This window comes from Pseudomonas sp. DF11, assembly GCF_058148565.1.
In genome coordinates this window covers 94030-117349 of record NZ_JBYVYN010000009.1, presented here as the reverse complement: position 1 = coordinate 117349, position 23320 = coordinate 94030, and the positions used below count along the sequence as shown (strand labels likewise).

The 23320-nt window shown below is 59.5% G+C and carries 20 protein-coding genes; 1 reads left to right on the top strand and 19 read right to left on the bottom strand.

What is annotated here, in order from left to right; translation table 11 throughout:
• Positions 1-55: 55 nt before the first annotated feature.
• From AC30D9_RS23945 to AC30D9_RS23890, 12 genes are all read right to left on the bottom strand, one after another.
• Entirely contained in the window at positions 56-1099 is a 1044-nt protein-coding gene (locus AC30D9_RS23945) for a branched-chain amino acid ABC transporter permease (RefSeq protein WP_490145044.1), read from the bottom strand.
• Between the two features lie 8 nt (positions 1100-1107).
• Entirely contained in the window at positions 1108-1971 is an 864-nt protein-coding gene (locus AC30D9_RS23940) for a branched-chain amino acid ABC transporter permease (protein ID WP_335944010.1), read from the bottom strand.
• Between the two features lies 1 nt (position 1972).
• Positions 1973-2665, bottom strand: a complete 693-nt coding sequence (locus tag AC30D9_RS23935; RefSeq protein WP_490144996.1) for an ABC transporter ATP-binding protein — start codon at positions 2663-2665, stop codon at positions 1973-1975.
• Entirely contained in the window at positions 2665-3393 is a 729-nt protein-coding gene (locus AC30D9_RS23930; protein ID WP_490144995.1) for an ABC transporter ATP-binding protein, read from the bottom strand. Before AC30D9_RS23930 ends, AC30D9_RS23935 begins: the two co-directional genes overlap by 1 nt.
• Positions 3394-3403: 10 nt before the next feature.
• Positions 3404-4720: an ABC transporter substrate-binding protein gene (locus tag AC30D9_RS23925; RefSeq protein WP_490144994.1), complete on the bottom strand. Its 1317-nt coding sequence runs from the start codon at positions 4718-4720 to the stop codon at positions 3404-3406.
• Positions 4721-4792: 72 nt separating this feature from the next.
• The gene (locus tag AC30D9_RS23920; protein ID WP_490144993.1) at positions 4793-6139 is read right to left on the bottom strand and encodes an outer membrane beta-barrel protein; all 1347 of its coding nucleotides are present in this window, start codon (positions 6137-6139) and stop codon (positions 4793-4795) included.
• 311 nt (positions 6140-6450) lie between these two features.
• Positions 6451-7410 carry a quinone oxidoreductase family protein gene (locus tag AC30D9_RS23915; RefSeq protein ID WP_134923773.1) on the bottom strand — a complete coding sequence of 320 codons (960 nt, stop codon included), beginning with the start codon at positions 7408-7410 and terminating at the stop codon, positions 6451-6453.
• Positions 7411-7503: 93 nt separating this feature from the next.
• A complete protein-coding gene (locus AC30D9_RS23910) occupies positions 7504-8283 on the bottom strand; it encodes an AraC family transcriptional regulator (protein ID WP_490144992.1) in 780 nt (259 codons plus the stop codon).
• A 122-nt stretch (positions 8284-8405) separates the two neighbouring features.
• Positions 8406-9179: a pirin family protein gene (locus AC30D9_RS23905; protein WP_490144991.1), complete on the bottom strand. Its 774-nt coding sequence runs from the start codon at positions 9177-9179 to the stop codon at positions 8406-8408.
• Positions 9180-9820: 641 nt separating this feature from the next.
• Positions 9821-10822 (bottom strand): NAD(P)H-quinone oxidoreductase, encoded by a 1002-nt coding sequence (locus tag AC30D9_RS23900; protein WP_307571151.1) that lies wholly within the window; start codon positions 10820-10822, stop codon positions 9821-9823.
• Position 10823: 1 nt separating this feature from the next.
• Complete coding sequence (locus AC30D9_RS23895; protein WP_134923777.1) at positions 10824-11156, bottom strand: carboxymuconolactone decarboxylase family protein; 333 nt, start codon at positions 11154-11156, stop codon at positions 10824-10826.
• Positions 11157-11167: 11 nt separating this feature from the next.
• On the bottom strand, positions 11168-12604 hold the full coding sequence (locus tag AC30D9_RS23890) for an NAD-dependent succinate-semialdehyde dehydrogenase (protein ID WP_134923778.1): 1437 nt from the start codon (positions 12602-12604) through the stop codon (positions 11168-11170).
• Positions 12605-12847: 243 nt separating this feature from the next.
• Between AC30D9_RS23890 and AC30D9_RS23885 the strand changes: the two genes are divergently transcribed.
• A complete protein-coding gene (locus tag AC30D9_RS23885) occupies positions 12848-13678 on the top strand; it encodes a LysR family transcriptional regulator (RefSeq protein ID WP_490144990.1) in 831 nt (276 codons plus the stop codon).
• A 406-nt stretch (positions 13679-14084) separates the two neighbouring features.
• Here the strand turns inward: AC30D9_RS23885 and AC30D9_RS23880 are convergent, their stop codons facing one another.
• The 7 genes from AC30D9_RS23880 to ilvD all read right to left on the bottom strand — a co-directional run bounded on the left by AC30D9_RS23880 (position 14085) and on the right by ilvD (position 23206).
• Entirely contained in the window at positions 14085-15527 is a 1443-nt protein-coding gene (locus AC30D9_RS23880) for an MFS transporter (RefSeq protein WP_490144989.1), read from the bottom strand.
• Positions 15528-15579: 52 nt separating this feature from the next.
• Positions 15580-16809 carry an OprD family porin gene (locus tag AC30D9_RS23875; protein WP_490144988.1) on the bottom strand — a complete coding sequence of 410 codons (1230 nt, stop codon included), beginning with the start codon at positions 16807-16809 and terminating at the stop codon, positions 15580-15582.
• Positions 16810-16922: 113 nt separating this feature from the next.
• Entirely contained in the window at positions 16923-18287 is a 1365-nt protein-coding gene (locus tag AC30D9_RS23870) for an MFS transporter (RefSeq protein ID WP_307571148.1), read from the bottom strand.
• A gap of 78 nt (positions 18288-18365) precedes the next feature.
• Positions 18366-19643 carry an FAD-dependent oxidoreductase gene (locus tag AC30D9_RS23865; RefSeq protein ID WP_307571147.1) on the bottom strand — a complete coding sequence of 426 codons (1278 nt, stop codon included), beginning with the start codon at positions 19641-19643 and terminating at the stop codon, positions 18366-18368.
• A gap of 91 nt (positions 19644-19734) precedes the next feature.
• Positions 19735-20217, bottom strand: a complete 483-nt coding sequence (locus AC30D9_RS23860) for an aconitase X swivel domain-containing protein (RefSeq protein ID WP_134923784.1) — start codon at positions 20215-20217, stop codon at positions 19735-19737.
• Positions 20214-21497, bottom strand: coding sequence for an aconitase X (locus AC30D9_RS23855; protein WP_490144987.1), 1284 nt, complete (start codon positions 21495-21497; stop codon positions 20214-20216). The genes AC30D9_RS23860 and AC30D9_RS23855 overlap by 4 nt, the downstream gene beginning before the upstream one ends.
• Positions 21494-23206, bottom strand: coding sequence for a dihydroxy-acid dehydratase (gene ilvD / locus AC30D9_RS23850; protein WP_490144986.1), 1713 nt, complete (start codon positions 23204-23206; stop codon positions 21494-21496). Before ilvD ends, AC30D9_RS23855 begins: the two co-directional genes overlap by 4 nt.
• Positions 23207-23320 lie beyond the last annotated feature (114 nt).

The following is a 23320-nucleotide window of genomic DNA, read 5'->3' as shown; positions in this document are numbered from 1 at the left end:
AACAGCGTTGCGAGACGTGCTTCGAAGCCGCCTCGCAATACTTGTGTCACTCTCGTCAGTGGATGATGAGGCGCCGGCGCATGGGCAGTAATTGCCACCCCAGCTTTTCCTGCACCGTGCCCCAAATGCCTTTGGGAGCCCACAGCATCATCCCCACTGCAACTGCGCCGAGAAGGATCATGTAGAGCGTGCCGTATTCGGCGAGCGCCCCTCGAAGCGCGAAGTAGAGCAGGGTGCCGATGATGGGCCCTTCCAGCGTGCCGATTCCGCCGATGATGACGATGAAGATGACCACTGCCGTCCAGTCCTGGAGGCTGAAGGCCGCATCTGGCGAGATCCGAAGCTTTTGCAAGAACAGCAGGGCGCCGATGAGTGCTGTGAATGCAGCCGTGGCGACGTAGATCATCAGCTTGATGCGGTAGGTGTTCACGCCCAAACTGCCTGCTGCCGTCACCGAGTCTCGCACGGCGGTGAGCGCCAGGCCCTGCCGGGATCGCAGGAAGAGAAAGCTCCCCAGCACTGCGGCAACCAGAAGCGACACGCCGGCGTAGTAAATGATCGCCTCTCGGTGCGGCTCGAGCTGCTTCACCACGGCCACTGGCAGGCTTTGTCCGGAACCTCCGCCCAAGGCTGCTGACTGTGCGATGCCCAGTCGGAACGCTTCAGCGACCACCCAGGTGCCGATTGCGAAGTATGCTCCGGCCAGCCGGAACACGATCAAGGCTGTTGGAATCGCCAGGATCCCGACCACGACGCCCGCCATCACGACGGCGGCCATTGGGTGCAGACCGAACTTGGTGGCCAGGATGAACAACAGATACCCGCCTAGTCCGACGAAGGCTTGCTGGCCTACAGAAACAAGGCCCGCGTACCCGGCAAGCAGGTTCCACATCTGAGCCAGCGCGAGGTAGCAAGTGAACTCCACGATCACGCGCAACGTGGCCCGCTCTGCCCAGGCGGGAGCGCTGAGCAGGATGGTCAAGGCAATCGTCATCAGGAGCAAGCCAACTATGCTGCTGCGCGTCGAGCGCTGCACTACAAAGGAAGGTGCTGCTTGGGCATCGGCCACTTCCAGCTGGTGGCCTATGTTGTTTGTCATGCTGTTCATCAGTCGACACTCCGGGGAAATAGGCCGCGAGGCCGAACGACCAAAATGGCAAGAAAGACCAGGTGGCCTGCTAGGATCTGCCAACCAGGATCGATCTTGGCGCCGACAGCCTGGGCAACCCCCAGGATGACGCCGCCCGCCAGGGTGCCCCAGAGGCTACCCAGTCCGCCGATAATCACAGCCTCGAATCCGTACAGCAGTCGTGCCGGGCCGACCGTGGGATCGAAGCTGGTACGGATTGACAGGAAGACGGCGGCAATGGATACGACGGCCATGGCCAGAGCCATCGCGATACCGAATATTCGAGCGTTATTGATGCCCATGAGCTGAGCGGTGTGTTGGTCATCTGAAGTGGCCCGGAATGCCCGACCGATCGATGACTTGTAGAAGAGCAGCTGCAGCCCGCCGATGATGACGACGGCGGTGCAGAACACAATGAGCGGCATCACGCCTACGCTCAGGCTGCCCATGCTAACGCTGGCCACTTCCAGTTCACCCTGTGACAGCTTCTGGCTGTCGGCGGAGAAGACCTGCATCAGCCCGTTTTGAAGAATGATGGAGAGCCCGAAGGTCACCAGCAGCGGCGGCAGGATGTCGTTGCCCAGGGTGCGGTTCAGCAGGACGCGCTGCAACACATACCCGAGGATGAACATGATCGGAACGACTACGGCAAGGCTCGCCAAGGGCGACAGGCCGAAGTGCGACACGACGACCAAGGCCAGGTATGACGCGAGCACGATGAAGTCGCCGTGGGCGATGTTGACCAGGCGCATGACGCCGAAGATGAGCGACAGCCCAACGGCGAACATGGCGTAGAGGCCACCCAGCAGGACACCCTGCAGTACGGTATTAATCCAGTCCATGCTACACCCCGAAATACGCTGCTTTGATCTGATCCATACCGACTTCGCCAGACTTCCCGGTCAGTGAAACGCGCCCCTCCTGGAAGCAGTAAAATCGATCACTGACCGCCAGTGCCTGGTTGATGTCCTGCTCGACGAGCATGACGGTGGTGCCGTCTGCCTTGATGGAGGGCAGGGCGGCGTAGATGTCCTTGATGGTAGTGGGCGCGAGCCCCAGGCTGATCTCGTCGCAGAGCAGCAGTTGGGGGTTGGACATGAGTGCCCGTCCTATCGCGACCATCTGCTGTTGGCCGCCCGACAAAGCAGTGCCTGGGCGTTTGCGAAGTTTCTCCAATACCGGGAAGAGTTCGTAGATCCGCTCAAGCGACCAGTTCCCCGGGCGCTTGCGATAAGCACCGATGCTCAGGTTTTCCTCGACCGACAGGGACGGGAACAGTCGGCGACCTTCTGGTACCAGGGCAATGCCTGAGGAGAGGATCTGGTTGGCGGGTTTATCGCCCACTGCAGCGCCGTTGAAGACGATCGCATCCGGTGCATTCCGGATGAGGCCGGCGAGCGAGCGCAAGAAGGTCGATTTTCCTGCGCCATTCGAGCCGATGATGGCCACGGTCTCGCCTTGTTGGAGCTCCAGGCTGATATCGAACAGGGCCTGGAAGTCGCCGTACCGTGCAGACAGATTTTTGATGGTTAGCATCACGCGGCGCTCCCCATGCCCATGTAGATTTCCTGGACATGCTTGTCCGCCATGACCTGGTGCGGATCGCCCTCAGCAATCTTGCGACCGAAGTTCAACACCATCAGGCGACTGACGACGGCGAGTAGCGCGTGCACAATGTGTTCGATCCAGATGATCGACGTGCCACCTTTGTGGATGCCTTGGATGGTCTCCACCAATGCATGGCATTCGGGTTCGGTCAGGCCGCCCGCGATCTCGTCCAGCAAGAGCAGCTTCGGACGTGTCGACAGCGCTCGTGCCATTTCGAGCCGTTTGCGATCCAGAAGCGTCAGCGAGCCTGCAGGCTGGTTGGCTTTCTTGAGCAAACCAGTGAGCTCGAGAACATGAACGCACCACTCCTGCGCTGCAAGCCCGGACAGCTGGCCGCCAAATGAAGCGCCCACCAGCAGATTCTCGAAGACCGACATTTTCACGAACGGATGCGGGATCTGATGGGATCGCCCGATCCCGCGATAGCACCGTCGAAACACCGGCTCCCGAGTGACCTCGTGCCCATCAAATTGAATCGAGCCCACATCGCACATGACGCCTCCCGCGATGAGGTTGAACAGGGTGCTCTTGCCTGCTCCGTTGGGCCCGATGATGCCGAGTGCCTCGCCCTGCCGGAGACAGAGGTCGACGCCTTCGGTGACCTTGAACGAGCCATAGCTCTTATGCACATTCTCCAGTGCGAGTAGCTGCTCCATCACAACCTCCTCACCGGTAAATAATCGGTTGCATTTCGCCGCCAACGGGAATGGCGGTAGCACTGGCGTTGCTGGTGATGACCAGATCGAACTTGCCGCTGTCCTGCATGCGCCACTGACCGCCAACCAGGGGCGTCTTCGCCACGTTCTTGATCGGACTGTCGCTCCAGTTCACCGGCCCTACCACGGTATTCAGGCGTGTCTTGCGCAATGCATCCCGCACCGCTTCAGGATTGCCGACTTCCTCGGTTCGCTTGAGGATGTCGACAGCCAGCTCGAAGAGCGCGTGAACGAAGCCCAGTGGCTGCGTCCATTGCTTGCCGGTGGCTTGGGTAAACTCGCGGGCCAGCTGGCTCGATGAAGCACCGGTGAGGGAGGAGCTGAACGGGTGATTGGGGCTCCACCAGACCTCGGTCGAGAGGTTGTGCCCTGACTTGCCGAGTGTCTCGACTGCGCTTGGGAACAACAGCGCTTTACCGACGGAAACGATCTTGGGCTCGAAGTTCTGTTGGCGCGCCTGCGTCCAGAAGGTCGTGAGGTCGGGCGGGATGACCACGCCCGTGACGATTTCGGTGTTGGCCTTCTTGAATGCTGAAAGCTGCGCCGAGAAGTCGTCGGTGAGGCTCTGGAAGCGACCTGGGTCGACCAGGCTGAAACCCTTCTCTTTCAAGGTCGGAGGGAAGCCCAGTTTCGCGTCTCCCCAAGCGTTGCCATCGCCATCGTTGGGGAACAGGCCAGCCACCGATCTGTTGGTGTCCAGGTCAGCCCACATGCTCGTATAGGCTGCGATGACATCTTCCAGGCCCCAGAAGAAGTGGTACGTCCATTCGAAACCTTGAGCCGGATCACCGCCACGGGTGAAGAACCAGGGCTGCCAGGGCGCAACGGTGGAGATGCAAGGGACTTCGTTGATTTCGCATTGATCGGATACGGGGTTGGTCGTCTCGGGTGTGGAGGACACCAGCATCAAGTCGACCTTGTCCGAGAGGATTAGCTGGCTGGCAACCTCCGCTGCCCGGTTCGGGTTCGATTGGCTGTCCTTGACCACGACCTCGAATTTGTAGGTCTTGCCGCCGATGCCGATCGTGTTATTCATTACGCGCTGCAGCGATTGGAGGATGTACTGGTCAGCTGCAGCGAAGGGCGCGAGCGGCCCCGTTTGCGGGCTCACATAGCCAATCTTGATGGTGCGCTCAGCAGCCAACAACGGCCCGAAAGGCATGCTGGCGAGCGCAGCGGTACCTGCCACGACGCCAGTGGCGCGCAGGAAGTTGCGCCGCGTTACCGGTAATCCACTGACGAGGTTTTTATTGTTGTCGTCTCGCATGGTCAGCTCCTACGTTGGGATGAATTCCAGGACTGGCCGCCCACCCGAACCAGGTCAGGTGGCGGACAGGGTTTAGAAGAAGACGGTGGCGTCGAACGACAGCACCAGTTGTGCATCCCGACTGCCGTCACCGAATGCATCTCGCCCGGGGCCGGAATGGATGTCGTAACGCGCTTCGGGACGTAGGCGCAGGTTCGGTACCGGCAGCCAGGAGAGATTGGTGGTGACCGCATAGAAGCTGCCCCAACTGGGGTCAGGGATACCGGTGCGCGAGTCGATATTGGCCATCACCACATGTACCGGTGCGTCGGTGTAGAACCACTCTGCCCGGCTGTTCCAGCTAAGGTTCTCGCTCAACTTATGATGGAAATTGAAGTTGGCGCCGTACCAAGTCGCGTCGGTTTTGTTGGCAAAGCCTGCGAGCGCGCCGTTCTTTTGTTTGCCGTACGAAGTCTCAACAGCAATTCGGTTCGCCGGATCGAGCTGGTGCGAAATGGTCAGGTAGGTCTCGTAACGCTGGACGGTGTCATCTTCAGTGCCAGCGGGCATGGGGGAGCCACATGCGCAGTTGGCGAAGCTGTCGCCCCCACCATTGCCGTAGATGTTTTCCCAGTCCACCCATGTGCCAAAGTCGGCTGACCGCCAACGGACGTTGGCGATAACATGTGGGTCGTGGTTCTCGCTCTGTAGGTTGTTCCACCCTTGAACGACGCCGACCTCGAAGCCGAGCATGCTTTCGCCGGGCGCCGACGGCAGCTTGAAGGAGTACAGTGCACCGGCATGCTTGGCTGGCCCATGCATGAAGGAATAGGTGTGGCTGTAGAAGTCTGTGGGCGCCGGGGAGGGCAGCGCAAAGCCGATCTCATTCTCCAGCGGGGTATGGAAGATGCCGAGCATCAAGTCCGAGCCACCGAGTACGGGGAAGTAGAACTCCAGGTACGCCTGAGCGATGGTGAACGCCTCGTCCTCGGGCTTGTTGTCTCGGTTGACTCCGAGGTCTTCATCCCAACCGTAGGTCTTGAAGTAGCGGGCGTCTTTGCCATAGACCGTCGTGACGTTGAAGCCCCAGTCGGCTTCCTGCGGCATGGGGCCTGGAAACGGGCCGATGCGCCCTTGGACATTGCTGGCAGGGGAGCGCTGGATGCCCAAGGCGAACTGGTTGAGGTTGAAGCCTTCATCCGTGTTGAAAAACGCCTGTTTGCTGACGTCATCGGTGGAGTTGTTGTTATAGATCAGGCCCGCTTGAGCCCAACCGTACACCTTGACCCCATAGTCCTCTTTCAGCTGTTTACCCAGCGCGGTACTACCGACCAGGCTGCCCAGGGGGTCTGCTGCGAGCGCACTCGCAGAGATAAGGGTTCCGATTGTCAAAATGGGGGCGAGACAAAGCGCTGCATTCTTAAACGCACGTGTGGACATACCTGCTTCCTTTTATTTTTATTCGGGCGAGGCTGCTGAGTGTTGGCGCTCACCGAGTCAATTGGCGGGAGGCTTGGAGGTGAGGCTACGCGTGGCTAGATCCGCGAACAATTGCGCTTTGAGCGACCTGAGTGTTTGCGTTTTTCGACGAATGTTTAATCGAGAGGAGACGTAGCGCAGCAAAGCGCCACTCGCTAGGCGATGCTGAGCATTGGTGCGCCCGTAGCCCAGTTCTATGCTGTGAGGATCCTCGAATGATCAACGCCCACCGGAAATGCTCCGGTGGGTTTAGAGTTACCCAGCACGCCCCTTCAGGGAATCAGTACGGTCTTGTCGCTGTTGCCACCCTCGACAGCCTTGTATTCGGCAATGCCATCGATCAGCGCCACTTCGCGAACACCCTCTGGCGCAGGCAGCACACCTTCATCGAAGTAATGGCCAAAGTCCTTGAGCATGGCTGCGCATTGCGTGGTGTCATACAGCAGGGAATTGACGCCCACCAGTACGCCACCCTTGCGGTACAGCGCCAATGCTGGGAAATTCACCATGCCGTCGACAGGGGCCGCGATGATCGCGATACGCCCGAAGTTCGCGAGTGCTGACACCGACGCCGGGAGCCAGAAGCCGGTGGTGTCGAAGACTACCTCGGCACCGCCTGGGAAAACCTCTGCGACCTGAGCGCCCAGCGATTGCGCCGAGTCGAGAACGATGGTCTGGTAGCCCTTGGCTTCAAGTGCAGCGGCTTGTTCTGGTCTGCGCACGGCGGCCAGCACGCGTGCTCCGCGGATCTTCGCCAGGGCCAATGCAGCGGTACCGACAGCGCCATTGGCACCAATGACCAGGAACGACGTGCCTTGCTTGATGCCAGTGCGCTCAACAGCGTCGTAGGCGGTCGTGAAGGGCACCCCGATGGCGGCTGCCTGGGCGAACGAGAGGCTTTTGGGCTTCAACGCCACGCCGGTTGCGGGCAGGGTGAAGAACTCGGCATGCGAGCCATCGCGCAGGAAACCAGGGCCTTTGCCCGTGCCCCAGACTTCCTGACCGATCATGTCCGCAGGGCCTTGCTCAACAACGCCTGCAAAGTCCCGACCTGGTACGCGAGGCAGCGTGGTGTAGGGGAAGCGCCCAAGGACGTTCTTCACATCGCTCGGATTGAGGCCTGCAGCTTTGACGCGAACCAGAATCTCATCGGTAGCCGGGGTAGGGGTAGGCAGATCGACCAGGCTCAGGTGATCGATACTGCCGGTAGCCGTGAACTGCAGAGCCTTCATGATGCGTTACCTCAAGTGGATGATGTGTCCCAGCTTAAGGTCGTCCGTCCTGCCGCACCTGCCAGATACTTACGCGTATCTGACAGTTTGGATTCATCTCTGCAGGTGACGGGAGGCGTAGACGGAAGGTACAACGCCTATCGAGCGGCGGAACATCTCGCTGAAGCTGCCCAAATTGAAACCGAGTTCGTCGGCAATGGCGCTGACGGCTGCACCATCGAGCAGACGGGCAGACGCGTAGGCGAGTTGCACCTGTCGCCTCCACTCGGTAAACCCCTGGCCCAGCTCCAGGTTGAACAGGCGGGTCAGTGTCCGTGTGCTGGCACCGATGGCTTGGGCATGCTGTTCGAACGAGATGCTCAGGGAGGGCGTTCGCAGGATGTTCTCGCATAGGTTGCGCAAACGTCGATCGCCATTGGCGGGCATGGGTACTTGCAGGGAGGCGGTGCGTGCTTGCCGCAGCTCGATTACCAGCAATCCATCCAGGGCATCTCGGTAGATCTCATCAGGTGTTGCTCCCACGCTGACACGACGTCTGATCAATTCACGCAATAATGGGCTGACCTCCACCACCGTAAGCTCGCTGCCGATTCGGACAGCCAGTTCTTCTCGCAGGTAGATATTGCGCATTTCCAGGTCGGAGACCACGCGAACTCCATGATGGATAAGCGGAGGAATCCAGACGGCGCGATGGGGCGGTACCAGCAGTGCGGCGCTCGGCGTGTCGACCCACATGAGCCCGCTCTCTGCATACAGCAGCTGCCCCCAATCATGCATGTGAGGTTCGATTGCCAGGCCCCGGGGATAGGTGCGGGCCAGGGGCTGGATCGGGTGTTCCGCGCTATCCAGGTCAGGGGGTACGGCAATTGCCATCACGAGCTTTCCAAAAAACGATGGTCATTGGCTATTCAGGGTGAAGCATACCGCCGACGCCGCGTAGCTGTCGTTGATCGAAAGCCGAAATGCTTACGGTACCGGACACGGACTTACCGGTTTCATCGCTTTCGACTGCCGCACGCGCGCGTGACACACAGGCCAGCGGTCTTGGGCTTAGATGATTTTTCTGTCACAGAGCGGAGGTCGAACACCATCACCTGTGCGTCGGCGGGAGCTGAAATCGCGAGCTTTCTGGCGTCAGCCAGCTTTAGCCCGTCACCTTGCGCAAGCCTTACGCCATTCACTTGGAGCCGACCATCAATCACGTGCACATAGACCTGTCGCCGGCTGCTGATTGGCAAGCTTACCGAGTCGCCGGCACCAAAGCGGCCTACGTAGATCCTCGCATCCTGACGCACCTTCAGCGAGCCGCTGGCTCCCTCTTTTGAGGCAATCAGCTGGAGCTTCCCGCGATGCTGATCGACTGAAAATTGCTTCTGCTGATAGCTGGGCTTGGTGCGGGAGGCCTGCGGTGTCAGCCAGATCTGCAAAAAGTGGACGGGCTGGGTGCTCGATGCATTGAGCTCGCTATGTTCGATGCCTGATCCGGCGCTGATGAGCTGAAACTCACCGACCTTGATCTTCGCACTGTTCCCCAGGGTATCCCGATGGGCCAGGGTTCCTTGCAGCACGTAGGTGAGGATCTCGACATCGCGGTGGCCATGCCGACTGAACCCTTTACCCGGAGCCACACGGTCGTCATTGATGACCCGAAGGTCGGAGAACCCCATTTCCTGCGGATTTTTGTAGCCGCCGAAGGAGAACGAATGGCGGGATTTGAGCCAAGGCAAACGGGTGCTTCCGCGATCGCCCGCCTTGCGGATTTCTAACATGATGCGCTACCGAACTGCCTGCCAGGATATGAGTGCGGGGTAGCTTAATGGGATGGATCGATCGTGAATATGCCAAAAAATGAGGGTTAATGATCGAGCGTGTAGATCATTTCTTACCGCTTTCTCAACCCGTACTTGGCGCTCAATGACGGACTGCCTGACTGGATGCAGTATCTCGGCGTTTTTGATCCGAGATGGAAAAACGAGGTCATGGGCTATCCAGATTACCGACCCCATGCCTATCTGATAAAGACCTCCGCCTATACGAAATCAACGGGCAGATTTTTAAATTCCAGATAGCCTAGATTGGCTTGGACGCGTCCCTGTTCTTCGTAGAACTGTCGCCAGAAGCTTCAAGGTGCCAGAGCCCGATTTGCAGGATTGAATGTGGAGGCAGTCAGCGCAAAAGCGAAGCCCGGCAGAGTGCCGGGCAACGAACAGAAAAGCCACCTCAGGCGATCTGACGCAGCCGACAAGCTCCTCGCAAAACTTGATTTGACTGCGTCATGATTCGCCAACCGACTCTTGTCGTGGCCTGGATCGGTCAGTGAGACCTGTTTATCCGGCGAATCGAGTGCAGTCAGGTAACGGTCGATACTCGACTCAATTTCCTCCATTCGCCGCTGACGATACGGCCCGACTCAAACCAAGTCTTCTGGCCGCATCGTCAAGATAATTTTCCCAACGTTCTCGGACGACTCCATCCGGCGATGGGCATCGGCAGCATGTGACAGCGGGAAAGTGCTATCAACGACCGGCTCCAGGCTTCCAGCGCCATCGAAGCGATCAAGCCAATGCTCGCGGAAGCGCTTAATCATGTCGTGCTTCTCCGGCTGCGTGCGGGACTTCATGACCGTGCCGATGATTTGCAAGTGACGGTAGAGGATGTGCTCCAACTCCACAGTCACCTTGCCGCCACCGCCGAGGATACCGACCTGGACCATGCGGCCACCGTGAGCAAGAGACGCGACGTTGCGTGCGAAGTAGGGTTCGCCAACAAAGTCGATAACGACATCGACACCCCGGCCATTCGTTTTATCGGCAATGGCTTCAGCGAAATCCTGTGTCTTGTAGTCAATAGCTACATCGGCTCCCAAATGCTCCACACGCGATAACTTGCTAGCCTCGGTTGTCGCATACACCGTGGCACCTGTGGCGTATGCCAATTGCACTGCGGCAGACCCTACGCCTCCAGCGGCAGCGTGAATCAATACTGAGTCGCCGGATTTCAGCCGAGCCAGGTGCATCATCGCTTCATGGGCGGTGACGAAGACCTCGGGAATTGCCGCCGCGTGGACATAGTCGAGCTGCGCAGGGATGTGCATGGCCATGCGGTAGTCGATGCGTGCCAGTTCGGCATAGGCGCCGCCTCCGACTACGCCCATCACTCGATCCCCCACCTCGAACCCCGTAACCGCGCTACCTTTCTCAATCACCTCACCAGCGATTTCCAACCCGATAATCAGCGAGTCGCCGAAATTCGGATGGCCATATCCACCGGTTCGATGAGTCAGATCCGCACGGTTCACGCCCGCCGCATAGACACGCACTAGCAGGTCGGTAGGGCGTACTTCAGGAGTGGGAGCATCTGCGAGTTCCAGTACGTCCGCCGTGCCGAATTCTCTGATATTGATGGCTTTCATATTAGTTTTTCTCCGATTCGGTAAACGTTGCATTAGCAATAGCAGACGCTGTGATGGCGCCAGGGAAACCCACGTAAAACGCCAGGTGGGTTATCGCCGCCGCAATTTCGTCATGAGTAACCCCATTGCTCACCGCCCGCCGCAGGTGTGCAGGCAACTCTTCTGAGTGACCACCGGCAATCAATGCGGCCACTGTGATCAGGCTGCGGTCACGGGGGGACAACGCGGGATCGCTCCAGATCTGCGGATAGAGAGTTGAGTCGACGAATTGCGACAGTTTCGGTGTAAACGCTCGGGCCGCTTCGCGAGGACTGCTGAAATTGATATTGGACATGGGAAAGTTTCCTAAACCTGGCTGATAAATTTGTGGGTGAGATAGTGCTCAATGCCCTCGATGCCGCCTTCCGAGCCGTGACCGCTTTCTTTCATTCCGCCGAAAGGCAGCTCGGTGGCGACGATGCGGTATTGGTTGATCCCGATCATCCCGGCCTCCAAACCGTCAGCAACGTCAATTGCAGTTCGAGCGCTGGAGGTGAACGCGTAGGCTGAAAGCCCGTAGGGCAAACGGTTGGCTTCTTTCAGGCCATCAGTCAGCTCATCGAAAGGCATCAGCACGGCGATGGGCCCGAAGGGTTCTTCGTGCATGACGCGGGCGTTCATGGGGACATCTGCCAGAACGGTGGGCTGGAAGAAGAAGCCTTCACCCGGTAAGGCCTCGCCACCGACCAATACTCGTGCACCTTTCTCGACGGCATCGGCTATCAGCTCTTCCATCTTTGCCAACTGCCTTGGGTTGGCGAGCGGCCCGACCTGAGTCTGCGGATGCAGGCCATCACCGATTCTCAGGGCTTTGGTTGCAGCGACAAAATGATCGACAAACCTCTGATATGCGCCACGCTGAATCAGAAAACGGGTGGATGAGATACATACCTGGCCAGTCCCGCGAAACCGGTTCGCGACACCCTCTACAGCGGCTTTTTCAATGTCTGCGTCTTCAAATACCAGCACGGGTCCGTGGCCACCCAGTTCAAGGGTAATTGGCTTGACGCCCTCGGCTGCTCGGGCTGACAGAAGTCTGCCGATGGGGACTGAGCCGGTAAATGTCACCTTACGAATGATCGATGAGGCGATCAGGTGGCTGGACACTTGATCCGGGACGCCAAAGACCACTTGCAATACACCTTTAGGCAATCCTGCATCGTCGAGGGCGCGAGCCAGGGCCAGCGCCGTGGAGGGGCTTTCTTCGCCTGGCTTGAGAATGACACTGCAACCGGCGGCCAAAGCTGCCGAGAGCTTTCGAGCGGGAGTGATGGCCGGGAAATTCCAGGGTGTGAATGCAGCCACAGGGCCGATGGCCTGGCGTTTTACCAGTTGCAGCACGCCTGGACGGTTGGCGGGTACAACACGGCCATCGATACGACGGGCGCTTTCGGCGAACCACTCAAAGTACTCAGATGCGCGGGTAACTTCATCCATGCTTTCACCCAGCGGCTTGCCTTCTTCCAGGGTCATCTGCGCCGCAATGTGAGGTGCTCGTTCCAGGATCAGATCGGCGGCCCGTTTCAGGATTTTCGCGCGCTTGTCAGGTACGGTCTGGCGCCATTCTTCGAAGCTCAGTCGAGCCACCTCAAGGGCGTGATCAAGGTCGACTGCGGTGGCGAGGGGGACGAGTCCGATTTCACGTCCGGTTGCCGGGTTAACGACAGAGGCAGTATCGCGCCCTTCGGCACTGATCCATTCACCACCGATAAAAAGATAAAGCGGATCGTAGGAAGTGTTCATGATTTGGCCTTCAGTTGGTTGTCAGAGATTCGTATGAATATCGTCGCCTGGGTGGCTGTACCGCAGGGCCTGTTCAGGCGGCCTGTGCAACCAAGTCTATGGAAGGTGAGCCATTTGATTTAGTCGGCCAAAAGGGAATCATTGTTGTACCCAGAAGTAATATCGAGCACAGGGAGGAGCGTGTAGCATCTGGAAAACTCGCTCGTCATCACGGGTATTTGTCAGATCTACAGGAAGGTCGGGATGGATAAACTTTCGAACATGTCGGTGTACGTAAAGGTTGTCGAGATGGGCAGTTTCACTGCCGTGGCAAACCATCTGGACTCCACCGTAGGTAACGTATCGCGTGCTGTGTCTGCACTTGAAAACGTACTCGACGCTCGTCTGTTGCAACGCTCGACTCGGCGTCTCTCGGTGACCGATGCGGGCCGGCGGTTTTATGAGCGGTGCACGAAAATTTTGGCAGATCTCGAGAGTGCGGAAGCCGAAGCAAGCAATGCAGCCTTGAATCCCAGGGGGACTCTACGTGTGCATTGCGTACCCGGATTGGCGAGGCAACTGGTCACCGGCGCCGTGTTGGAGTATCGCAAGGAATTTCCGGATGTGACCGTGGATTTAATGCTTTCCCAACGAATGCCCAACCTGCTGGAAGACCAACTGGATGTCTCGATCCTGATTGCCCGAACGCTGCCGGATTCCGCGTATGTCAGTCAGAAGATTGGAGTCAGCCATTGTGTCTTGGTAGCGTCTCCAGACTATCTGAAGAGGCATGCGGCCCCGGTGACGCCAGAGGATCTCAGAGATCACCAATGCCTGCTGCTGGGCACTGTGGACTATGTGAGGGATGAGTGGCAGTTGAAGAGCAAGGCTGGTGACGCGAAATTTTCGCCCACGGGGCCAAGTTTCAGCGTAAATGATATGGACGCGATGGCGGTTGCCATACGGGAGGGTGCTGGCATCGGCTTGCTGGCTGGATTCACGGCCATCGACGACTTGCGCTCTGGGAGGTTAGTGCGGGTTTTACCTGACTATCACACGTACGAGCGCAACGTTTATGCCGTCTATACCTCTTGACAGTTTGTCGACGCAAAGATAACTCGCTTTATTGATGTGTTAAAAGATCAGGTTGGCAGTCAGCTAGCAACCACCGTTAAAGAACTCATCGATTGAAAAGTGACATCGCCTTGCATTCGAGGCGCGTTCCACCTGCATTGGAGGTCTCTATGTCGTCCACCAATTGCGCAGCCTGGTTGGACAGGTCGGCGAAGTTTTTTTGCGTCAGGCCCGATTCATGAAGTTACTTTATTCAGCGATAAAATATATAGCCGTAACTAACCTGCGAACCAGTAATCCCGAGTGCCAGCGCTGAAGATCGGGCCATCTGGATCGGCAGGCTGTTTGGCTTCGACGACGGTGACGTTTCATGCTGCGTAACTGGCCGAAAGGGCATTACTCCTTCTGCCCGGCAGTGGATGCGAGATCAAGCTTCTCGGGGCCCAACTGGCTGGCGTGCTCCCTGCGGCGCGACTATGTCGGCCGAGGTCGCAGCGCTATCTGGCGTTGGGCAGTCATCAGCATTGAGCATCTCGGCACGGGTCGCGCGCTTATCGATGCGTGCCACGGTGAAGACACATACTCCAAGCACCGCCGGGCACAAAGCCAATACCGCAAAGCTCTTCACCACGGGCATCCCGCTATTGAGCACATAGGCACCCAGTAGCGGCCCGCAGACCGACCCGAACTTGCCCATGGAGGCCGCCCAGCCGGCGCCGTTGCCGCGAATGGCACTGGGGTAGAAAATCCCGGCGATGCTGGTGATGCCGTAGTGACTGCCCTTGACGAAAATGGCGCCAACCATGCTCAGTGCAATGAAAGCATTGCCTTGCAGGTCGCCAATGCCCAGCACCAGCAAGAAGGGTAATGAGAGTAGGGGATAGATCATCACCGCATAGGGCCCTCGGGTGTCGACCACTCGCATCAATACAAGCCCGGCCATGGCGCCGCTGAAAGACGCGAAGGAACTCACCCAGGACGCGGTAGCCCGGTCGAAGCCCGCATACTGATACACCAGGGGGCTCCATGAGGCGAGGAAGTACATGGCCATGGAGCTTGCGCCAAAGCCGATCCAGATCATGGGCGTGATCCATTTCAGTTTGCCGATGAACAGCTGTCCGACCCGAAATGGTTGGCGGCCGATGTCGATTTCATCTGCCAGAAAATAGCGGTCCCCGGCGCGCACATCGATGCTGGGATCCAGGCGCCTGAGGATTCTTACCACGGTTTGCGGCTGTTTCTGCCTGCTCACCAGAAACCGCACCGACTCCGGCAGGGTGAAAAACAACAGGACGCTGGACAGCAGCGTGGCGATGCCGCCCAGTACGAACACGCTGGCCCAGCCGTACTGAGGTGCGAGCCATACGGTCAGTGGACCGGCTGCCGCGCCCCCCAGGCTGAAGCCGACCATGATGATGGTGATCACGCTGGCACGGTAGCGCTTGGGCACGAATTCGATGTTCAGTGCCCAACACAACGGCAGCATGGCGCCCAGGGCAAAACCGTTGAGAAAACGCAGCACCAGCAGCGAGGCGTAGCTGTCGGCAAAGGTGAACAGCAGCGTCAGTACACCAAAGGCACTGGTGGACAGAATGATGGTCGGGCGGCGGCCGATCCGGTCGCCGAGATAACCGAAAAAGAATCCCCCCAGCATCATGCCGAACAACCCGATGGAAAAAATATTGCCCAGTTGCAGTTTATCCAGGCCGATTTCGTCGGCCATATAGGCGGCGGTATGGGACAGCATCAACAAATCAAAGCCATCGAGAAACGTGATCAGCACCGACACACAGATGATCAGATAGTTGAAACTCGACAGTTTGCGCCCCTCGATCAGGGCGGCGACATCAATTGCGCGTGACGAAGTCATAAGTGATCTCCACACAGTAAGACGCAAGCGAGCAGGCTCCCGAGGATGGGACTCACCACAGTTTCCAGGTGTAAGCCACGATGAGGCGATTCTCGTCGAGCTGCTGGGTCAGGCCATCTCCGGAGCGGAAGGTGAGGTTGCGCCAACGTACGTTCAGGCCTTCCAGGGCACCGCTCTGGAAGACGTAAGTCAGGTCGGTGTCACGTTCCCATTCACTGCCGTCAGTGACGGAGCGCGTGCGGATATCGTCGCCTTTCACGTAACGGGTCATGAATGTCAGGCCGGGTATGCCGAGCGCGGCGAAGTCATATTCGTAACGCAACTGCCAGGATTTCTCGTTGGCCTTGATGAAAGAGTTGTAGGTGACCAGGTTCACCACATAGGGGGTGCCGGTATCGATGACAGGAAACGCACTTTCGCCCGACAGGCGCTGGAACGCCGCGGAGAAGCGCTGGGCCCCGACGGTCAAGGTGAACATGCCGTTGAAGTTGCGGTTGTCGATCTTCCCGGCTTTCCCGACGCCAATGTCATTGCTGTCGACATAGCGCAGGTCGGAGCGCAGGCTTACGCCCTCGCCCAGGGGCAGTACATGTATCAGGCCAGCGAACTGCTGGCGGTAGATGTCTTGCAGCTCACCGTGGTGGTAGCGCAGGGTCAGCTGTTTGCCAATGGTGTAATCGCCGCCGAGCAGGTCCAGGTGATCGCTGCTTTGGCCGGAATAGCCGATGTCGTCGTTACCGGCTGAGTCGCGGCCGTTGGCTTTGGTCAGTCTCGCTGCGGTGACGGTCAGGTTGTCGAGTTCACCGGACGTCAGGTAGGCGCCGGTGAAGGTCGAGGGCAGCAGTCGGGTATCGCTGTAATACGCCAGCGGATGAATCGGCATCAGGGTCCCTACTTTGAGCTGGGTCTTTGACGCGCGCATTTTTGCAGTCAGGCCCAGTTCGCTGTAATCGTCCACGGGTTGGTTGCTATCAGGGCCATAGGGCAGCAGGCCGGTGCCGCGCCGGCCCGGACCGGAGTCGAGCTTGATCCCCAGTTCGCCCAGGGCATCGAGCCCGAAGCCAACGGGGCCGTCGGTGTATCCAGACTGAAGTTCGGCGATGAAGCCCTGGGTCCATTCCTCGGCCTTGGCCTGAGGGGCACCGCTCTGGCGGAAGTCGCGATTCAGATAAAAGTTGCGCGTCGTCAGCGTTGCGCTGCTGTCTTTGATGAAATCCGCATGGGCGTAGGTGACTTGGCCGCAGAGCATCAGGGCTGTGGCGAGGGCGAGGTTCCTGTTCATTTTTATTGGTCTCAGGATAAGTAGGTTTATTCAGGACGAGCGTTGCCTGACCGCGCCGATGACGACGCGGTAAGGGCTGCCTGCGTTAGGCGTTGTGAATCAGCCGGGGGTGTTCAGGTTTGTGATGAGGCGGGCAACGGGGCCGCCGCCGGGTGGCGGCGAGTCAAGTGACCGATGACAAACGCGCAGGCTGCCAGCACGGCAGGGCAGATCGCCAGGACCAGGAAACTCTTGACCACCGGCAGGCCGCTGTTGAGTACATAAGCGCCCAGCAATGGACCGAGGATCGAGCCGATTTTGGCGATGGAGGTGGCCCAGCCGGCGCCGTTGGCGCGAATGGCACTGGGGTAGAAGATCCCGGCAATGCTGAGGATTCCATAGTGGGAGCCTTTGACGAACACGCCGCCGACCAGGCTCAACATCAGGAACGCGGTGCCCTGCATGCCGGTGATGCCCAGTACCAGCAGGAAGGGTAAGGCCAGCAGCGGATAGATCATCACCATGTACGGTCCACGGGTATCGACGAAACGCATCATCGCCAGGCCCGCCATCGCGCCGCTGAACGAGGCAATGGAGCTGACCCACGACGCTGTCGCGCGATCGAATCCGGCGTATTGATAGACCAGAGGGCTCCAGGAAGCGAGGAAGTACATGGCCATGGAACTGGCGGAGTAGCCCAGCCAGATCATGGGCGTGATCCATTTCAAGCGACCGATGAACAACTGGCTGACTCGAAAGGCCTGGCGACCGATATCCGGCTCGTCCAACAGGACGAACTGGTCAGTGGGGCGCACATCCAGTTGCGGATCCATGCGCTTGAGAATCGCCGCGATTTTCTCCGGTGCCTTACGCTTGCTGGCCAGGAAACGCACCGATTCGGGCAGGGTGAACCACAACAGCAGCCAGGCGAACAGCGTGACCACGCCGCCGAATACGAACACGCCCTGCCAACCGATATGCGGCGCCAGCCACACCGTCAGCGGGCCGGCCATCGCACTGCCGAGGCTGAACCCGACCATGATGACAGTGACCACCGTGGAGCGATAACGCTTGGGGACGAACTCGATGTTCAGGGCCCAGCACAATGGCAACATGGCGCCCAGGGCGAAGCCATTGAAAAAACGCAGGACCATCAGCGATTCGTAGCTGTCGGCCATGACAAACAGCAGCGTCAACAGGCCGAACGAGCAAGTGGAGAACAGAATCGTGGGACGCCGTCCGATGCGATCACCCAGGTAGCCGAAGAAAAAACCGCCCAGCATCATGCCCAACAGGCCGATGGAGAAGATTTCACCCAGCTGGATCTTGTCCAGGCCGACCTCATCGGCGATGTAGGAGGCGGTGTGCGAGAGCACCAGCAAATCGAAGCCGTCGAGGAAGGTGATCAATACCGAGACCAGAATCACCACGTAGTTGAAGCGTGACAACTTGCGGCCCTCTATAAGCGCCGCGACATCCAGGGTACGGGACTGTGACATGTGCGTTCTCCACTGCATTTTTTATTGTTGTTGGAGTGGCGCCCGCTCTGCACGGCGGGCGCGTCGAACCGCTTGAAACTATTCCAGATTGAACGCCAGCCTCTCATGCAATGCCTGGGCGGGTATGTCACTCAACCTGCCGTCGGGGCCTGCGAGATCCAACGCATGAGCGGCGGCGGCCCCCATCGCGATACACGGCCCCATCACGCGGACGCTCGACAGCGCGGCTGCATCGGCGTCTATGCAGCGGCCGGCGACGACCAGGTTATCGCTGCCTTGGGGAAGCATGCTGCGCAGCGGTACGCTGTGGATGTGATCGTCACCAAAGGGCTCCCACTGGTAACCGCTGGTATTGCCGTGTAGCTCCACCGGCCAGGAGGTGCGCGCTACCGCATCCGGGAACATCGTCGCAGCCCGCACTTCGTCAGTCGTCAGATGGTGGTGTCCGACGATCCAGCGAGTCTGGCGAATGCCTGGCAACGCATACGCCCGCACTTTGGCCTTGCCGTAAGCCTCGGGGTACTCCGATTTGAGGAAATCGATCACTTGGTCCACCTGCTGGCGTCCGGCGATGGCGACGTGAGAGGCAGCGACGGGATCCAGGGGCGTTTCGATGTGTGTCATGTTGAAGGCCGCCGTGCCGCGTCCAGGAAATTGGAAGAACAAGCCGTCATCGCGTTCGATCCCGTAGCTCTTGGCTTTTTGCTTGACCCGTTCGGTGAATTGCGCACGGGTGGGCAAGTGGGCTTCGTTGATATGTTCAAGGACGAACATTTGGGTGCCATAGATTGGCGTATCCGGCTCGCGACAGGCGAGCCCCGCGTTCCACACCAGTGCCGCATCGCCACTGGCATCGATAAATCCGTCGGCCATCACGCGCACATCGCCATAGCGTGTGGCCAACTCCACTTCCTGGATCCGCGTGCCTTCGCGCACTACATCACGTAACACCGCACCGAGCACCACGGTGATGCCAGCGTCGAGCACCTTTTGGCCAATCCAGCGACCGAGGGCGACTTCGTCGTAGTAAACCACGGTGGTCAATGGACCGATGGCCTGGTGCAAGTCTCCCGAGGCACCCAGGTCGCGAAGGATACCGTCGGCAATGCCATGGGTCAGCAGTTGGCGGTTCGGGCCGTTGGAGAACAGTCCGCAGAAGGTGCCGATGATCGAGCCGACCGCTTGGCCTCCGAGCATCGGCAGGGCGTCGAACAGCACCACGCGCTTGCCGAGCGCGGCGGCCTCGAGGGCGGCGGAGATACCGGAGATACCAGCCCCGGCGATGCATACGTCGGCCTGCAAGCGTTGGGCGGTGGGGGCGCTGGTACGGCGTACCGTGCGAATAACATGAGCCATAAAACTACCTTTGAGGTGTCAACAGGGTAGCCGAGCCCGAGCCCGTTGACCGAGGGCCACGGGAGCAGGTGTTTCGGCAGTCATATTCGGGTTACGACGGGTTTCGCGTTCGTTCCAGGCCGGGCGGCTGTGGCTGGATGGATAGATCGGTACGCGATTGACGCGGGATCACTTCGACGGTCCCGGCGTCGGCATCGACGCGGACCCAATCCCCGGTGCGAATCCGGTTCAGCGGGTCCTCGTTGAAGTCGGTCATGGCTGGCGCATGGACGACAACGGCACCAAGACCCATTTTCGCCGTCATTTCATTGAACAACATGGCGCCAGGCGCGACGCCAGCGAGACGGGCGATATGGAATTGCGAGGACCAGCCGGAAGACCCCTTGGCGCCGGGAAACACGAGGACCTTGCCGGCGAAACTGATGCCCTTGAGCTCGTGGCGTGTCTCGATGACGGTGCCGCTGCGCGGGTCGATGCCACCCCAGCCGGAGATGCGGTCACGGGTCACCAAGGCTTCGCCTTCGAAGCAGCCGCCGACAACCTTGCGGCCTCGGAGCGTAAAGGTTGCGCTCATTTCAGTACTCCTTTCCAACGGCCATCGATGGCCGCCTGGACGCATTCTGCGGTGGTGCCGAACCACGCCTGGATACCCATGATCGCCGGCAGGTAATGGGCCTGCTTGGCCGAGTCCACGGCCGCCACGCGCGTGCCCTTGGGCAGCACCTTGCCGATTGCCGAACAGGTATCGGTCATCACATGCCCACCTGCCTGCTCAATGATGTGGGTGTAACCGGCCACGTCTGCCAGTTGCTTGATCGACGCGGCGGTAAATATCCAGAGCTCGGTGTTCGCACTCAGACGCTGGCCTTCCAGCAGTTGGCAGACTTCCCAGATTTGTTCGAGGCTGTAATGCGGGCAGCCGAGCATGACGAAATCGACTTGTGCATCGCGCGCCGTGACGTTGACTTGCTCGTAGGCCCAGCGCCGTTCGGCTTCACCAAAGCGCAACGTGGCTGAAGGCCGGGAGGCGCCGAACGCTTGCTCGCGAGTGCGGGCTTCAGGTGTGACCCCGACCAGGTGATACATTTCCACGCCACCGCTGGAAGCCGCCGCCGCGCCAAAGTGCTTGAGACGCGCCAGGTTGGGCTGATGGCTCACGCCTTCGATGACCGGGATGCAATCCTGCACCTGTTCACCGACCCAGTAGCCGAGCAGTCCCCAGTCGGCCGTGGTGCTCACGTCTATATCCAACTGGATCAGGTGGGTACCGCGACGGTTCTCGTCCAGGTGCAGGCCCCAATAGGGAATCTTGCCGGTCAGCATCGCTGCGCCGGTGCTTTCGCGGCCCTCGGCATTGGTGCGGGCGCCGAGTACCGAGTTGATGTAGATCACGGCGGAGGATTCCATCCACGCGCAGTGCTCGCCTTTCACCGGTACGTTGCCGACTTGATAGGGCGTGCAGGTATTCAACGGTTGCACACCCAGGCCGCTGCTGTAGGCCTGGCCGGTTTCATAAATGCGCACCACATCCGGCGAGATGCCTTGGCGTTCGGCATGCCGAGGGTCGATGCCTTGCTGCAGGTGACTGCTGAAGACCTTGACCTTGGGGATTTTGACCACCTCGGTGCTGTCGAGATTGAACTCGCTGAACACCGCGTCCATGCCACCCTCGCGCTCGGCGTACTGACGCAGGAACGGGGTGGTGGCACCGATGGTTCCGGCCACATTGCGCGTGTCCACCAGACATTCTGCGTCCAGGGCCTCGCCATAACGCACCAGTAAATCCATGGCTTTTTGCACCGCCGGACCTTGGTCGCCGGCGAGCATGGCTTTCTCGTCGTCGCGCAATCTCATTGCGGCTGTTCTCCCGAACGGGTGATGTCGAGCGGTTTGATCAGGACCGCACCGTGCTCCATGGACGACACGTTATTGCGGTAGATGTCCAGCCAGCCGCCGCCGAACTGTGGCGCCAAAGGCCGCCAGCGGGCCCGCCGTGCTTGCATCTCGGTTTCGCTGATATTGGCATCGAGGGTGTTGAGGTCCAGGTCGATGGTGACGATGTCGCCGTCCTCGACCAGCGCCAAAGGTCCGCCGACGGCCGCTTCAGGAGCGACTTCGGCCACGACCAGGCCCTTGCACACCAACCCTGAAAGATGACCGTCAGTCAGCATGGCCACGTGGTCGCCCAACCCGGCGCCGTCAATGGCGAACACCACTTTCGAGGCGCCGCCGCCCATGGCCGGCCCGCCGCGCACGCCGGCGCCGCGCATGACCACCACATGGCCGGGCTGGATGCGCCCGTCCTGCAAGGCTTCGATGGCATCGGCGGAGCGTTCGAAACAAATCGCAGGCCCCTCGAAGCGGCGCATCTTCTGCGGATCGATGCCGTATTTGACGATGCCTGCCTGGGGCGCGATATTGCCGCGCAGCATCACGATGGCCGGTTGGGTGGCGAAGGGATTGTCCAGTGGGCGGATCACCTCATCGTCGCTGACGATCACCCCGTGCAGGTTCTGCGTCAGGGTTTTGCCAGTGACCGTCAATGCATCGCCATGCAGCAAGGGCTCCAGGCGCTTGAGCAACCCACGCCCACCGCCCGCGGCTTCCATTTGCTCGATGCTATGTTCACCCACCGGCCGTACGCCGACCAGCACAGGCACCTGTTTGCCCAGGTCCCTGAAGAGCTGGTAGACGTCCACGTCGACTCCGCCTTCGGCTGCCACCGCCTGCATATGCTTGATGGTATTGACGGAGCCGCCCGCGGCGAGAATGGTCGCCACTGCGTTGGCGAAGGCCTCGGGGGTGAGGATATCGCGAGGCTTGAGGTCTTCTTCGACCATTTCCACAATGCGTTGGCCGGCTTGGTGCACGAAATCGAACATCTGCCGGCTGTTGGCCGCGATGGGCGCGCTGCCAGGCAAAGCCATGCCAAGGGCTTCACACACCAGGTGCATCGAGTTGGCGGTGCCCATCCCCGAGCAGACCCCAGGGCCCTTGATGGCATTGCGGGCCATGCCGGCCAATTCCTCGACCAGCAGCTTGCCGGTGACCACGTGCATGGAACTGATGAACACGTCTTCGATATCGACATGCTTACCGTTGTATTCGCCACTCGGCTGGTAGCCACAGACCACCACCAGCGTCGGAATATTCAGGCGGGCGGCGGCCATCAGTTGGCCGGGTACGGTCTTGTCGCAGGAGGCCAGGCAGATCATGCCGTCGAGTTGAGCGCCTTCAACCGCGACTTCGATATCGTTGGTGATGAGGTCGCGGGCGGCGAGCATATAGGCGCCCCCGGCACCGGCACCGGTGATGAAGTCACTGGGAGCGGCAGTACGAATTTCGAAGGGCAGGGCGCCGGCATCGCGTATCGATTGCTTGAGGGCATTGGCGATGCCATCCAGATGGCTGAAGCAGATCGCCAGGTTGGACGACGAGTTCACGATAGCGATCTTGGGCTTCTCCAGCTCGCTCTCGTCAATTCCCAAGGCACGCCACTGGGCGGCGCGCACAGCCCATAAATAGGACCCGTAGGGGAAATTGCTGCGCAGCTTCTTGGGCATGGTGTGCTCCGTTATTGTTATAAGAATGCCAATCTGGTTAATCGCGTTAACGATCTTGTGCCGAGTCTAGGCGTCAGCCTAGAATCCGAAAACCTTATTTCACTTATAGATAAA

Excerpts from the sequence above, each read along its gene's own strand:
- AC30D9_RS23945 (WP_490145044.1), bottom strand. The coding sequence starts at position 1,099 with ATGACAAACAACATAGGCCACCAGCTGGAAGTGGCCGATGCCCAAGCA.
- AC30D9_RS23940 (WP_335944010.1), bottom strand. The coding sequence starts at position 1,971 with ATGGACTGGATTAATACCGTACTGCAGGGTGTCCTGCTGGGTGGCCTC.
- AC30D9_RS23935 (WP_490144996.1), bottom strand. The coding sequence starts at position 2,665 with ATGCTAACCATCAAAAATCTGTCTGCACGGTACGGCGACTTCCAGGCC.
- AC30D9_RS23930 (WP_490144995.1), bottom strand. The coding sequence starts at position 3,393 with ATGGAGCAGCTACTCGCACTGGAGAATGTGCATAAGAGCTATGGCTCG.
- AC30D9_RS23925 (WP_490144994.1), bottom strand. The coding sequence starts at position 4,720 with ATGCGAGACGACAACAATAAAAACCTCGTCAGTGGATTACCGGTAACG.
- AC30D9_RS23920 (WP_490144993.1), bottom strand. The coding sequence starts at position 6,139 with ATGTCCACACGTGCGTTTAAGAATGCAGCGCTTTGTCTCGCCCCCATT.
- AC30D9_RS23915 (WP_134923773.1), bottom strand. The coding sequence starts at position 7,410 with ATGAAGGCTCTGCAGTTCACGGCTACCGGCAGTATCGATCACCTGAGC.
- AC30D9_RS23910 (WP_490144992.1), bottom strand. The coding sequence starts at position 8,283 with ATGGCAATTGCCGTACCCCCTGACCTGGATAGCGCGGAACACCCGATC.
- AC30D9_RS23905 (WP_490144991.1), bottom strand. The coding sequence starts at position 9,179 with ATGTTAGAAATCCGCAAGGCGGGCGATCGCGGAAGCACCCGTTTGCCT.
- AC30D9_RS23900 (WP_307571151.1), bottom strand. The coding sequence starts at position 10,822 with ATGAAAGCCATCAATATCAGAGAATTCGGCACGGCGGACGTACTGGAA.
- AC30D9_RS23895 (WP_134923777.1), bottom strand. The coding sequence starts at position 11,156 with ATGTCCAATATCAATTTCAGCAGTCCTCGCGAAGCGGCCCGAGCGTTT.
- AC30D9_RS23890 (WP_134923778.1), bottom strand. The coding sequence starts at position 12,604 with ATGAACACTTCCTACGATCCGCTTTATCTTTTTATCGGTGGTGAATGG.
- AC30D9_RS23885 (WP_490144990.1), top strand. The coding sequence starts at position 12,848 with ATGGATAAACTTTCGAACATGTCGGTGTACGTAAAGGTTGTCGAGATG.
- AC30D9_RS23880 (WP_490144989.1), bottom strand. The coding sequence starts at position 15,527 with ATGACTTCGTCACGCGCAATTGATGTCGCCGCCCTGATCGAGGGGCGC.
- AC30D9_RS23875 (WP_490144988.1), bottom strand. The coding sequence starts at position 16,809 with ATGAACAGGAACCTCGCCCTCGCCACAGCCCTGATGCTCTGCGGCCAA.
- AC30D9_RS23870 (WP_307571148.1), bottom strand. The coding sequence starts at position 18,287 with ATGTCACAGTCCCGTACCCTGGATGTCGCGGCGCTTATAGAGGGCCGC.
- AC30D9_RS23865 (WP_307571147.1), bottom strand. The coding sequence starts at position 19,643 with ATGGCTCATGTTATTCGCACGGTACGCCGTACCAGCGCCCCCACCGCC.
- AC30D9_RS23860 (WP_134923784.1), bottom strand. The coding sequence starts at position 20,217 with ATGAGCGCAACCTTTACGCTCCGAGGCCGCAAGGTTGTCGGCGGCTGC.
- AC30D9_RS23855 (WP_490144987.1), bottom strand. The coding sequence starts at position 21,497 with ATGAGATTGCGCGACGACGAGAAAGCCATGCTCGCCGGCGACCAAGGT.
- ilvD (WP_490144986.1), bottom strand. The coding sequence starts at position 23,206 with ATGCCCAAGAAGCTGCGCAGCAATTTCCCCTACGGGTCCTATTTATGG.